Below are 12,265 nucleotides of genomic sequence, written 5' to 3' on the forward strand. Positions count from 1 at the left end.
GATTGAAGTGTATCGCGCTAAGAGGAAATGGCAAAAGCAATGAGCGGACAAAAACCTGTGAAACCGTCGCCCGACCGGCTGGCAGCGTCGGTCAAAGTGGCCCAAACCAAGGGTTTACCGCCCGTTCACCTCTGGAATCCTCCGTTTTGCGGCGATCTGGACATCCATATCGCAAAAGATGGCTCTTGGTCTTATATGGGTTCACCGATCACCCGGTTCGAGCTTGTGAAGCTTTTTTCCTCAATTCTTAAGAAAGAAGGCGACAAATATTATCTCGTCACTCCTGTCGAGAAAGTGGGAATCACTGTCGAGGACGCGCCGTTCCTCGCTGTGGATTTCGACCAAGCGGGTAAGGATGAGACGCAGACGCTGACTTTCACGACCCAGGTCGGCGATCAAGCCGCCGCAGGTCCGGACCACCCGATCCGAATTGTCATTGATCCGGAAACGGATGAACCCAGCCCATATGTATTGGTTCGCTCAAACCTTGAAGCGCGCATCGATCGGAAGAGTTTCTATCGGCTGATCGATATCGGCGTCGATCACGATGGGTGGTTCGGCGTCTGGTCCGGGGGTGAGTTCTTTCCGATCACGCCATCGGATGCTCTGACCCACATCTAGGCCGGGCGTGCCGCCTGACGATCCTGCGCCAGAACCACAGCAAAGGCGACGATGCCAGCCCCCAGCGCGCGGGTCCAATTCCACTCTTCGCCTAAAACCAGCATGATCAGCATCACATAAAACGGTGCAATGTTGATGTGGAACGAAGCCAGCGCAACGCCCAGCTTTTCAACAGACCCAATAAACAGAACCTGGCTCACGGCCATCGAGATCAGGGCATAAATCGCCAGCATCCCAAGTTGCTCGGCATCAATCGCTGATGTGGGCATGACATCCATCCCCAGTTGATGCGTCCCAAACACCAGAAGCGATGCCATGATCAGCCCCCCGATAAAGGTAATGGTGGTACGTCCGGTTCGGCTGAGCTCGGGGAAATCCCGCGCGGTCGCAAGGCTGGCCCAGCAGAACAGGCCCGTCGAGAGTGCGGCGCACAGCGCACCCAGGCCCAGCTGAGCCGGGGCCACGGCGCTGGTGGCAATCAGCCCGCCGACAATCGAGACCACGACGCCCAGAACAAAGTTCCATCGCAATCGCCTGGTGCCGGTCGCAAGCTCTAACAGAGTCGCGATCAGGGGTGCGCAGGATGCTATGATCACCACGGTCACGGGGTCGGTCAGTTTCTGCGCCAGAATGATCAGAAACATGCCCGACCCCATGCCAAGGCCGCCGACCAGCATCGCATGCCCCCATCGCGCGTTCAGAACACGCCGGGGCCCGTCGCACAGAACCCAGATCGGCACCATAAAAACAACGGCCAGCCCGAGCCGCGCCGCCAACAGCGCAACAGGCGGCCAGCTTTGCAGCAGAACCTCGGCCGCCGGAAATCCAGCCGCCCATGTCAGCATGGACGCCACCGCCAAACCGTTGCCGGACGCCGCAGGGTTGCGGCCCGCAGCCGTACCCAAGCCGTTCCCGCGCACGGGGTCAGGGCTCATGGCCATTGTCATCAAACCTTTTGTTGGCGCGGCGCCACTGAAATGATTCGCCGCATTGCCCTGACCCTCTCTGATCTGAGCGGACTGATCTGGTCGATTTTCGACAATCTGTCGTTTTCAGTCCCTTTCCCGAAAATCGACCCGCCGCTATGGTCCGGGCACCACTGTCCGAGACCATTCATGCCCAGATTTGCCGCAAACATTTCGCTGCTATTTGCCGAACTTCCGTATCTCGACCGGTTCGAGGCCGCCGCCACCGCCGGGTTCGAAGCGGTAGAGATTTTGTTTCCCTACGATATCGCCGCCAAAGAAACGCGGCGGGCTTTGGTGGCAAATGGGCTAGAGCTGGTCCTGATGAATGCGCCACCGCCGAACTATACCGGGGGTCAGCCGGGATACGCTGCCGACCCGGATGGCGTCGCACGTTTTCAGTCCGACATCCGTCGCGTGTTGCGCTATGCGGAGATTTTGCAACCGCGCGTTATTCACATAATGGCCGGACACGCCGCAGGATCGGATGCCCTGAGGTGTTTTGTACAAAATCTGCAGTGGGCCGCTGGTGTCGCGCCGTCGCAGCGATTCACGATTGAACCGCTGAACCCGGTCTCACAGCCGGGGTACTTTCTCGACAGTTACGGTCTGGCGGCAGATGTTCTGGACCGGGTCAACCGCCCCAATGTGGGATTGCAATATGACAGCTTTCACGCCCAGATGATTCACGGCTACGCCCTGGATGTCTGGAACCGGTTCAGGGACCGTGTCTTTCACGCGCAGATCGGGGCCGCGCCGAACCGCACCGAACCCGGCCTGGGACCAACCGATTTTCCCGCCCTGTTCGACGCCATGGACGCCAGCGGCTATACCGGCTGGGTCAGCGCGGAATACACGCCCTCCACCACTCGAACATCCGAGTCGCTGACCTGGATGCGGCGATGGCAATAAGCCGGGACCACCTCTGACATTTTACGCCGGAATGCCGCAGATCGGGGCGGCATGAACAAAGGATACCCCACATGATTCCTGCCCGCTTTGCCCAGGCCGTTTTTGGTCTGATCATGTCCGGCCTGATGTCCTGCATCGTGACCGGAATTGCCACGGTCAAGGCGATTGGATTTGGCGGCGATACCCTTGGCAACTGGATGGCGTCCTGGGCGTTTTGCTGGCCCATCGCATTTACGGTCATTCTGCTGCTGAGCCCATCCGTGAAACGGTTGGTTGCGCGCATGGTCAGGCCCGAGGCCTGACCCGCCGCAAAGAGGGCCCGCCGGGCCTGATGAGCGGCGCGCACCGGATCAGTGTGCCTCAGCCCAGTTGTCACCTTGCCCGGCATCGACCACCAGTTTCACATCCAGTTTCACGGCCGGATCGGTTGCGCCTTCCATAATGTCCCGCGCGACCGAGACCGTCTGATCAACCGCGTCCTCGGACACTTCGAACAGTAGTTCGTCATGCACCTGCAACAGCATCTTGGCCGGCAGCCCGTTTATGGCATCTGGCATGCGGACCATGGCGCGTCGGATGACGTCGGCTGCCGTGCCCTGGATCGGGGCGTTGATTGCCGCGCGGCGGGCGAACCCCGCGTGCGGCCCTTTTGCGTTGATCTCGGGCGTGTGGATTTTTCGACCGAACAGCGTCTGGACATACCCATGCTCCTTCGCGAAGGCGATGGTGTCATCCATATACCGGCGGATGCCCGGGAACCGTTCAAAGTAACGGTCTATAAACCCCTGCGCCTCGACCCGTGGGATACGCAGGTTGCGCGCCAGACCAAAGCCTGAAATCCCATAGATCACACCAAAGTTGATCGCTTTGGCCTGCCGCCGGACATCCGGTGTCATCTCATCCAAAGGCACATCGAACATCTCGGAGGCTGTCATGGCATGAATATCCAACCCGTCCGCAAAGGCCTGCTTGAGGGCATCAATACCGGCAATATGCGCCAGAATCCGCAGTTCGATCTGGCTGTAGTCGAGGCTGACCAGAACGTTCCCCGGTTCAGCAATAAACGCCTCACGAATACGCCGCCCCTCCTCGGTGCGCACCGGAATGTTCTGCAAGTTGGGATCGGTCGACGCCAAACGCCCCGTATTCGCCCCTGTGATCGAGTAAGACGTGTGCACACGGCCCGTATCGGGATTGATATGGGTCTGCAACGCGTCGGTATAGGTCGATTTCAGCTTGCTGAGCTGCCGCCAATCCAACACGCGACGGGGCAATTCATGCTCTGTCGCCAGATCCTCAAGTACATCCGCCCCGGTTGAATACTTACCGGTCTTGCCTTTCTTACCGCCTTCCAGACCCATCTTGTCGAACAGAATTTCACCCAGTTGCGCGGGCGAACCCACATTAAAGTTTTCCCCGGCCAGTTCGTGGATTTCAGCCTCTAATCCGGCCATTTTTTGCGCAAAGGCGTTGGACATACGGCTCAGCACATCACGGTCGACCTTGATGCCGTGCATCTCCATCTCGGCCAGAACGGGCACAAGTGGGCGTTCAAGCGTCTCATAGACGGTCGTTACCTGCACCTGATGCAGCTGCGGTTTGAACAGTTTCCACAGGCGCAGGGTAATATCCGCATCTTCGGCCGCATAGGCCGTCGCCTCATCAATCGGAACCTTGTCAAAGGTGATCGCGGACTTGCCGGACCCCAGCAGCGGTTTGATCGGAATGGGCGTGTGGCTCAGATATCGTTCGGACAGGGTGTCCATGCCATGCCCATGCTCGCCCCCATGCATCGCGTAGGACATCAGCATCGTATCATCGATGGGTGCCACGTTGATGCCATGGCGGGCAAAGATCTTGGCGTCGTATTTCATATTCTGCCCGATCTTCAGGATCGACGGGTCCTCGAACACGGGCTTGAGCAGTGTCAGAGCCTCTTCCAGCGCCATTTGCCCTTCGGCCAGAGCATCGGTGCCGAACAGATCATCGGTGGCGCTCTCGCGGTGAATCAGCGGGATGTAACAGGCCTCGCCCGCCTCTATGCACAGAGAAATGCCAACCAGATCGGCGATCATTTCGTTCAGGCCGGTGGTTTCCGTATCCACCGCGACCCAGCCACGCTCGTAGGTCTGATCGATCCATTTCTGCAAGGCCACCACGTCCCGCACACACTCGTATTTCGACGCATCGAATGGAATGACCTCGGCCTCTGCATCTTCGACAACCGGAGCCGGTGCATCGGCGATCACAGGTGCCTCAACACCCAGTTTGTCGGCGATCCGCTTGGTGAGCGTCCGAAACTCCATCTCGGCCAGAAAGCTCATCAACGCGTTCGGCTCGGGGTCTTTCACCTCCAGATCGTCCAGCGTGAAATCCAGTGGCGTTTGCTCGTCCAGTTGCACCAGCTTCTTTGACAACTCGATCTGATCGCGCTTGTCGATCAACGTCTGGCGCCGCTTGGGCTGTTTGATTTCTTCAGCGCGGTCCAGCAGCGATTCCAGATTGCCGAATTCATTGATCAGCAGGGCCGCGGTTTTAACCCCAATCCCGGGAGCACCCGGCACATTATCGACACTGTCCCCGGCTAGCGCCTGCACATCGACAACCCGTTCCGGCCCGACGCCGAATTTCTCGATCACGCCATCGCGGTCGATGCGCTTGTTCTTCATCGCATCCAGCATTTCCACGCCATCGCCGACCAACTGCATCAAATCCTTGTCAGAGCTGACAATCGTGACGCGCCCGCCGGCATCTCGGGCCTGAACGGCCAAGGTCGCGATGATGTCGTCGGCCTCGTAACCCTCCAATTCCTTGCAGGCGATGTTGAAGGCTTGAGTTGCCTGCCGGGTCAGGGGCATCTGCGGGCGCAAATCCTCGGGCATGGCCTCGCGATTGGCCTTGTACTGGTCGTAGAGGTCGTTGCGGAACGTGTGTGATCCCTTGTCAAAGATCACAGCCACATGGGTCGGGGCATCCGGTCCGGTATTTCCGTCCACATATTTCTGCAGCATGTTGCAGAAACCGGAGACTGCCCCAATCGGCAGGCCGTCAGACTTGCGCGTGAGCGGCGGCAAAGCGTGATAGGCGCGAAAAATAAAGGCCGATCCGTCGATCAGATGCAGATGACACCCTTTTCCGAATTCACTCATGCGCCTTCTCCCTGTCGGTCAGAAACGGTTCTGCCACAGGGCCGCGCGGGTGGCCAGTCAAGAACGCAGGCTAACCGCCAAACAGGCCGGTGAAGACATCCGAGAAACTGTTGAGCAACGCCATGATGACCAGCACGCCCAAAAACGCAAAGAACGCCCAGGCAAAGAACTGAAACAGGATCGCACCTGCGCCAATCACGATTCCGGCTATGGCGGGACGCATCCTCTCGTGCCGCAAAAGGCCAACAGAGGACAGAACAATTGCAATGCCGCCCAGCATCGCGACGCCAATGCGCAGGAAGTCATCCATGTCCCGTACTCGCGCCACCGGTTCAGGCTGGTCCAATCCGGCCGCAGCGCGCAGTGTGGATTTACCCAGTTCCGCCGCAAGTTCTCCCAACGAAACACCTGTCGACTGTTGCGCTGCAAATGGTCCTGCCCAGAAAACGAACAAAGCCGCCAGCAGCGCTATTGCCGCTAGAAGAAACCCAATCCAGCCAAAAACAGGCTTGTGGTGATCGGTCGCAGAAAGGTCGGTCATAGTTGCTACTCTTTCATGTGCGCGGCGTGGGTATCATCGAAACAGGGCAAGACTTGGGCACCCCAGCCGCTACTGCGATTGAAAAAGCCAGTGGGACAGGGTGACCGAATAGGGAAGCGGAACCCACAACCCGAAACGCACTTCGGCGGCGCGCAGTATTTGCCCGATCCATACGTTGCAGGTTTGAAACAGGTTGAATGTCCCGCGCGCCGCAAAGAACCGGTCGGTTGCCGAAAATCCCGTTGCATTCAGAGGCACCAGTCGACCTTGGTCCGATCTGGCAAAACTGGCCTCAATGGCATTCAGAAACCGGGCGAACTGTTCCGGGTTCATCCGGATTCCAGGCAAGTCCAGGTCGGTTGGCAACCGCCCAACCACATCCGTTCTGAGAACGGATCGGTCGCCCGCCAGCCCCTTGAACACCGCGCCCAAGGCGACATCAGAATAGGTCCCGGTTGTTGTGTAAAACTCCTGCGCGCCCCAACCAATCAGCAGCCCCTGCGCCCTTGGCCCATCCAGCGGGACACCCGCATCGTTCAGATCACCTAGTCTTTCGCGGGTCTCGGCGGTCAAAGGAATCAGAAAGTCATAATGGATGGGTCCGCGGATCAGGTGAACTTCCACCACGTCCTCGCCACTTGCCCGGAAGCCAGACCCGGGAATGACCGCCCCGATCAAAGCAGCCAGAAAGTAGAGTGCAAGAACGGAAAATATACCAACTGCGGTGCCAGGAACCGCCTTTCGCATTCAGCCGGCCTCGCGCCCTTTCAACACGTATTTGCAATCGCAATACGGGCATTCGACCCAACCGGTATTCTCGGGAATTTGCAGCCAGACGCGCGGATGGCCCAATGCGCCTTCGCCACCATCGCAGGCGACGCGGGTTTGCTCAACGATCTTGGTTTCCGGCGCTTCGATTGTCACGGCTGGCGATCCTTCACTGGTTGTCGGCCTCGCGGGCATGCATTAGGTGCGTTTATGGGCGATGAGCAAACCGGGGGCAAGGGCCACAAATGACCGAGGCAGCGATCAAAATCGAAGGATTGCGCAAAACATACCGCGGCGGCAAGGGGCAACCGGAAAAGCAGGCTTTGAAGGGCGTTGATCTGGCCGTTCCACGCGGGTCCGTTTTTGGTTTGCTGGGCCCCAACGGGGCCGGTAAGTCGACCCTGATGAACATTTTGGCGGGCTTGGTCGTTAAATCCGCCGGTCACGTGTCGATCTGGGGTTTCGATCAGGATCAGAACTCGCGCCAGTCTCGCGCGGCCATTGGCGTGATGCCGCAGGAGTTGAACCTCGATCCGTTCTTCACCCCGCGCGGCGCACTGGAAGTGCAGGCCGGCCTGTACGGTGTACCGAAATCCGACCGGCGCAGTGACGAGATTCTGCAGCTTGTGGGCCTCAGCGACAAAGCCGAAGCCTACGCGCGAACTCTGTCCGGAGGCATGCGACGGCGGCTTTTGCTCGCCAAGGCTCTGGTACACCACCCAAAAATCCTTGTGCTGGACGAACCTACCGCTGGCGTTGATATCGAGTTGCGACAGATGCTCTGGGCCAATGTGCGGAAACTGAACGAACAGGGCATGACGATCATCCTCACGACGCATTACCTAGAAGAAGCGCAAGAGATGTGCGACGAAATCGCCATCATTAACCATGGCGAGAAGATCGCGCAGGACAGCACGGCCAATTTGCTGGATCGGATGGACAGCCGGACCATGGTGATCGTCCCCGATGGGCCGATGGCTGACTTGCCCGCAGCCGCGGGCGTCGCCGCGTCATTGCGCGGCGATGGCAGCCTCGTCCTGCAGTATCACAGCAAGTCCACAAGCGCCGAACAGGTTTTGGAATCCGTCCGGCAGGCTGGCATCCGTATCCGGGACGTGCGCACCGAAGAGGCCGATCTTGAGGATGTGTTCCTCGCCCTCACGTCTGCACGCACAGACGATCCCCCGGCCGTCGATCAGGATCAACCGCACAGGGGGCTGCATCGCGTCAAGCTCTAGGCGCGGTCTACCCGCGCCTGATAGCAATTGTTTCGAGCCGAACGCACATGGATATAGGCCACATCGGGGCGCTCAAAGATATCCGTGATCGCGGCGCTCATCTGATCTGTCGGCGTCACGATCCCGGTGCCATAGACAATGCGATCATTGGCACCATAGCCCTTGATAAGATAATCGGGCGACGAGGTCAGAATGTCCGGCAGGTCTTCAGTTGCGTGCCGTTCGCATGGCTCGGCGCACAGAAAGATTGGCCCAGTTTCCGCGTATGGATGTGTCTCTGAAAAGGGCCTGTGGGCCAATATCAGCATCTCGGCGCCTTTGGGAATGTTCTTCAGACAGTGTCGGCATGGGTTACCGGCCCCGGTCGAAATGGCCCGTTCAGGCGGCGTCCCATACGCATCCGGTGCGCCGGCCTGATAGGCGCGGACCTCTTCGGTGGGCAAGGCGGTGATCATATACATGTCAGGTCTCCTTCTTTGACCCAGCATGCTCGTTTGGGTGCGTTCAAACGACCCGTTTCCTGCGCAATGGCGCAAAGGACTCGAAAAAGAACAAAACGTGAATATAATAGGGAATCGCCATGTATGCCGAACTGTCGATCACGTCGAATTTCACCTTCCTCACCGGGGCCTCGCACCCCGAAGAGTATATGGAGCGTGCCGTGACCCTCGGCCTGCCCTCTATCGCGATTGCCGATGACAACTCGGTCGCCGGGATCGTTCGCGCCCACACGCAAGGGCGCGAGATCGCCCGCAAGGTGCGTGAACGGCTGGAATGGGAGGCACAGAATACCTTGATCGGCCCGCCCTGTCCCGATCACATCCCCAAACCGCCCTCCTATCCCGTCTATGCGGTGCCACGCCTGATCCCGGCAGCGCGGCTGATCTTTACCGACGCGCCCACCGTCACCGCTCTGCCCCTGAACCGGCAAGGGTGGGGGAACCTGTGCCGTATCCTGTCCACAGGCCGCCTGCGTGCCGAGAAAGGCGACTGCATCCTGCATCTGTCCGACCTGCTGGAATTTTCCGACGGTCTCCATCTGCTGCTCTGGCCACAGGCGATCCGGTCGCAGGGCGGCGCGGGTACATGGCGGACACAGGCGCAACAGCTGACGCGCCGCTTTGCCGGGCGGATGCATCTGTTGATGCACCCTCGCTATGATGGCGCAGACGACGCTTTTTTCTCTTTGTTAGAGACTGAATCGAAGCAGCTCGACCTCCCCACCCTCGCCAGTGCCACGCCGCTGATGCATCACGGTGCCCGCCGCAAACTGGGTGATGTGCTGACTGCCATCCGTTTGCGCCGCAAGGTCGATGAACTGGGCCGTGACGCGCTGGTCAATGGCGAACAGCGCCTGCGGTCTGAGGGCGAGATGCTGCGGATATTTAAAGGTCATGAGAGGGCCGTTGCCTGCGCCCACGCACTCAGCGAGCAACTCACTTTCTCACTTGATGAATTGCGCTATGAATATCCCAACGAAGGCAGCGAACAGGAAACCCCAACCGAACGCCTGCACCGTCTGGTGCATGAAGGGTTGGCTTGGCGCTATCCGGAAGGGGCGTCGGACAAGGTCAAGAAGATGCTGACCCATGAGCTCACCCTCATCGGCAAGCTGAAATACGAACCTTACTTTCTGACTGTTCATGACATCGTCACCTTCGCCCGCTCACGCGACATCCTGTGCCAGGGGCGCGGATCGGCGGCCAATTCGGTGGTCTGCTTCTGCCTCGGCATCACCGAGGTGAGCCCCGAGATGGGTACGATGGTGTTCGAACGTTTCGTGTCCGAAGCGCGGGATGAGCCGCCCGATATCGACGTGGATTTCGAGCATGAACGCCGCGAGGAAGTGATTCAGCACATCTATGACCGCTACAGGCGGGAACGCGCTGGTATTTGTGCTACGGTCGTCCATTACCGCGGCAAGCGCGCCATCCGCGAAGTCGGGCGCGCCATGGGCCTGACAGAGGACACGATTGCCGGGCTCAGTTCGCAGCTATGGGGCTTTTTTTCAGCCGAAGGGCTTGAGGCGCAGCGAATGCGCGAGATCGGTCTTGACCCCGATGATCATCGCCTGAAACAGACTCTATCCCTAGTCTATGAGATCAACGGCTTCCCCCGCCACCTGTCTCAGCATGTCGGCGGTTTCGTCATTACCGAGGGGCGATTGGACGAGCTGGTTCCCATCGAAAACGCCACGATGGAGGGCCGCACAGTCATCTGCTGGGACAAGGACGATATCGACAGCTTGGGCATTCTCAAGGTCGATGTGCTGAGCCTTGGGATGTTGACCTGCATCCGCAAAGCATTCGATCTGATCCACCACCATCATCATACGGCTTATACGCTGGCCACCCTGCCACCCGGAGATTCAAGGGTCTATGACATGCTGTGCAAGGCTGACAGTATCGGCGTGTTTCAGGTGGAAAGCCGGGCCCAGATGAACTTTCTGCCGCGGATGAAACCACGCAATTTCTATGATCTGGTCATCGAGGTTGCCATCATCCGCCCCGGCCCGATCCAGGGCGATATGGTCCATCCCTATATTCGGCGGCGGAATGGCGAAGAACCGGTTGTCTTTCCTTCGGATGAACTGGGCGAGGTACTGGGCAAGACCATGGGGGTACCGCTGTTTCAGGAACAGGCGATGCAGATCGCCATCGTTGGCGCGGGGTTCACCCCGGAACAGGCGGACCGGCTGCGCCGCTCGCTGGCGACGTTCAAGAAGCACGGCAATGTCAGCGAGTTCCGCGCCCTGTTCCTGCGCGGGATGAAGCGCAACGGATATGAGGATGACTTTGCCGAACGCTGTTTCTCGCAAATCGAAGGCTTCGGTTCTTACGGTTTCCCCGAGAGCCACGCGGCCAGCTTTGCGCTGCTGGTCTATGCCTCGGCCTGGATCAAATGCCACCATCCGGGCATCTTCGCCTGCGCGCTGCTGAATTCCCAGCCGATGGGGTTCTATGCCCCCGCCCAGATCGTACGGGATGCCCGCGAACACGGGGTTCAGGTGCGCCCGGTCTGTATCAATGCCAGCTTCTGGGACAACGTGATGGAGCCGGACGGCCATGGCGGGCTGGCCCTGCGGCTGGGGTTCCGCCAGATCAAGGGCCTTTCCGAAGAAGACGCCAGCTGGCTGACCGCTGCACGCGGCAATGGCTACCATCAGGTCGACGACGTCTGGCGCCGGGCGGGACTTGGCCCCTCGGTGATCGAACGGCTGGCCGAGGCCGATACCTTTGCCGCCTGCGACCTGACCCGGCGCGAGGCGTTGTGGCAGGCCAAGGCAATTGCCACCGCCAAACCCCTGCCTCTGTTCTCGCAGGATCTGGAAGGCGAGGCGCTGGACGAACCCGAAGCCTACCTGCCGCAAATGACGTTGGGTGAGCAGGTGGTCGAGGATTACGTCGCCACCCGCCTCAGCCTGCGCGCGCATCCGGTCGCCTTGTTGCGACATCTGCTGACACCGGACGGGCGCGACAAAACCACCTCTGTCACATGACAGCGGAGCAACCTATCTGGCGTTGAACAGAGTCGCAATTCAGGCCATCATGACCAGACCCACCCTTCCCCCGCGCTTTCCCGCGACGCCCGAGCAGATCAACGTGCAGGTCCGCGCCTTTTACGCCCGCGTGCGGCAGGACGCGGTACTGGGTCCGGTTTTCAACAAACATGTCCATGACTGGCCCGCACATGAGGACAAAATCGCCGCCTTCTGGCGCAACGCCATCCTGTTCGAGCGCAGCTATGATGGCAATCCGCAACGGATCCATATCGAACGACCCGATGTGAAACCCGAGATGTTCGCCCATTGGCTGGACCTGTTTGAAGAGGTCGCCACCCAAACCCTACCCTATGAGACAGCTACCCCTTGGGTCGCGCTGGCCCGACGCATCGGTGTTGGGATGAAGGCGGGCGTGCAATCCGCAAGACAGCCCAAGGACGCGCCTCCGATCCTGCGTTGATCCCACGACATGGCAGCTTTGCATGTTAGCGGTAAAATAGGGGCTATGCGGACCTGCCAAATGGGTTTACTCAGGGGCAAGACAGCCCCTTTTGGCTGCAACGGCATCG

12 protein-coding genes are annotated in these 12,265 nt (G+C 59.4%); 6 read left to right on the forward strand and 6 right to left on the reverse strand.

Translation table 11 applies throughout. The features are described from left to right. The first annotated feature begins 39 nt into the window (after nucleotides 1-39). Nucleotides 40-621 carry a DUF1285 domain-containing protein gene (locus ACR3ES_RS01100; RefSeq protein ID WP_480424652.1) on the forward strand — a complete coding sequence of 194 codons (582 nt, stop codon included), beginning with the start codon at nucleotides 40-42 and terminating at the stop codon, nucleotides 619-621. Here ACR3ES_RS01100 and ACR3ES_RS01105 read toward each other — a convergent pair. Next, nucleotides 618-1,556, reverse strand: coding sequence for a DMT family transporter (locus tag ACR3ES_RS01105; RefSeq protein ID WP_480424653.1), 939 nt, complete (start codon nucleotides 1,554-1,556; stop codon nucleotides 618-620). The two genes, ACR3ES_RS01100 and ACR3ES_RS01105, sit on opposite strands and share 4 nt — an antisense overlap. 180 nt (nucleotides 1,557-1,736) lie before the next feature. Between ACR3ES_RS01105 and ACR3ES_RS01110 the strand changes: the two genes are divergently transcribed. Both ACR3ES_RS01110 and ACR3ES_RS01115 read left to right on the forward strand, forming a co-directional pair. Continuing rightward, nucleotides 1,737-2,498, forward strand: coding sequence for a TIM barrel protein (locus ACR3ES_RS01110; RefSeq protein WP_170431220.1), 762 nt, complete (start codon nucleotides 1,737-1,739; stop codon nucleotides 2,496-2,498). A 71-nt stretch (nucleotides 2,499-2,569) separates the two neighbouring features. Then, complete coding sequence (locus tag ACR3ES_RS01115; RefSeq protein WP_170430753.1) at nucleotides 2,570-2,800, forward strand: DUF2798 domain-containing protein; 231 nt, start codon at nucleotides 2,570-2,572, stop codon at nucleotides 2,798-2,800. 48 nt (nucleotides 2,801-2,848) lie between these two features. Here ACR3ES_RS01115 and polA read toward each other — a convergent pair whose 3' ends face one another. From polA to ACR3ES_RS01135, 4 genes are all read right to left on the reverse strand, one after another. Then, nucleotides 2,849-5,647: a DNA polymerase I gene (gene polA / locus ACR3ES_RS01120; protein WP_170430751.1), complete on the reverse strand. Its 2,799-nt coding sequence runs from the start codon at nucleotides 5,645-5,647 to the stop codon at nucleotides 2,849-2,851. A 70-nt stretch (nucleotides 5,648-5,717) separates the two neighbouring features. Continuing rightward, a complete protein-coding gene (locus ACR3ES_RS01125) occupies nucleotides 5,718-6,188 on the reverse strand; it encodes a hypothetical protein (RefSeq protein WP_170430749.1) in 471 nt (156 codons plus the stop codon). Nucleotides 6,189-6,257: 69 nt separating this feature from the next. Next, the gene (locus ACR3ES_RS01130; protein WP_170430747.1) at nucleotides 6,258-6,935 is read right to left on the reverse strand and encodes a TIGR02117 family protein; all 678 of its coding nucleotides are present in this window, start codon (nucleotides 6,933-6,935) and stop codon (nucleotides 6,258-6,260) included. Beyond that, nucleotides 6,936-7,112 (reverse strand): zinc-finger domain-containing protein, encoded by a 177-nt coding sequence (locus tag ACR3ES_RS01135; protein ID WP_170430745.1) that lies wholly within the window; start codon nucleotides 7,110-7,112, stop codon nucleotides 6,936-6,938. 89 nt (nucleotides 7,113-7,201) lie between these two features. Here ACR3ES_RS01135 and ACR3ES_RS01140 point away from each other — a divergent pair, with 89 nt between their 5' ends. Further along, nucleotides 7,202-8,194, forward strand: coding sequence for an ABC transporter ATP-binding protein (locus ACR3ES_RS01140; protein ID WP_170430743.1), 993 nt, complete (start codon nucleotides 7,202-7,204; stop codon nucleotides 8,192-8,194). Here ACR3ES_RS01140 and ACR3ES_RS01145 read toward each other — a convergent pair. Next, nucleotides 8,191-8,655, reverse strand: coding sequence for a DUF1203 domain-containing protein (locus ACR3ES_RS01145; protein WP_170430741.1), 465 nt, complete (start codon nucleotides 8,653-8,655; stop codon nucleotides 8,191-8,193). The two genes, ACR3ES_RS01140 and ACR3ES_RS01145, sit on opposite strands and share 4 nt — an antisense overlap. Nucleotides 8,656-8,774: 119 nt before the next feature. On the opposite strand from ACR3ES_RS01145, the gene ACR3ES_RS01150 reads away from it, so the two are divergent. Both ACR3ES_RS01150 and ACR3ES_RS01155 read left to right on the forward strand, forming a co-directional pair. Next, the gene (locus ACR3ES_RS01150) at nucleotides 8,775-11,693 is read left to right on the forward strand and encodes an error-prone DNA polymerase (RefSeq protein ID WP_170430739.1); all 2,919 of its coding nucleotides are present in this window, start codon (nucleotides 8,775-8,777) and stop codon (nucleotides 11,691-11,693) included. A 49-nt stretch (nucleotides 11,694-11,742) separates the two neighbouring features. Then, nucleotides 11,743-12,156, forward strand: a complete 414-nt coding sequence (locus tag ACR3ES_RS01155; protein WP_170430737.1) for a group III truncated hemoglobin — start codon at nucleotides 11,743-11,745, stop codon at nucleotides 12,154-12,156. The last annotated feature ends 109 nt before the right edge of the window (nucleotides 12,157-12,265 follow it).

This window comes from Ruegeria sp. B1 (assembly GCF_056535885.1).

Bases quoted from the DNA above. Each gene is read 5' to 3' on its own strand.
- ACR3ES_RS01100 (WP_480424652.1), top strand. From the start codon at position 40: ATGAGCGGACAAAAACCTGTGAAACCGTCGCCCGACCGGCTGGCAGCG.
- ACR3ES_RS01105 (WP_480424653.1), bottom strand. From the start codon at position 1,556: ATGAGCCCTGACCCCGTGCGCGGGAACGGCTTGGGTACGGCTGCGGGC.
- ACR3ES_RS01110 (WP_170431220.1), top strand. From the start codon at position 1,737: ATGCCCAGATTTGCCGCAAACATTTCGCTGCTATTTGCCGAACTTCCG.
- ACR3ES_RS01115 (WP_170430753.1), top strand. From the start codon at position 2,570: ATGATTCCTGCCCGCTTTGCCCAGGCCGTTTTTGGTCTGATCATGTCC.
- polA (WP_170430751.1), bottom strand. From the start codon at position 5,647: ATGAGTGAATTCGGAAAAGGGTGTCATCTGCATCTGATCGACGGATCG.
- ACR3ES_RS01125 (WP_170430749.1), bottom strand. From the start codon at position 6,188: ATGACCGACCTTTCTGCGACCGATCACCACAAGCCTGTTTTTGGCTGG.
- ACR3ES_RS01130 (WP_170430747.1), bottom strand. From the start codon at position 6,935: ATGCGAAAGGCGGTTCCTGGCACCGCAGTTGGTATATTTTCCGTTCTT.
- ACR3ES_RS01140 (WP_170430743.1), top strand. From the start codon at position 7,202: ATGACCGAGGCAGCGATCAAAATCGAAGGATTGCGCAAAACATACCGC.
- ACR3ES_RS01145 (WP_170430741.1), bottom strand. From the start codon at position 8,655: ATGTATATGATCACCGCCTTGCCCACCGAAGAGGTCCGCGCCTATCAG.
- ACR3ES_RS01150 (WP_170430739.1), top strand. From the start codon at position 8,775: ATGTATGCCGAACTGTCGATCACGTCGAATTTCACCTTCCTCACCGGG.
- ACR3ES_RS01155 (WP_170430737.1), top strand. From the start codon at position 11,743: ATGACCAGACCCACCCTTCCCCCGCGCTTTCCCGCGACGCCCGAGCAG.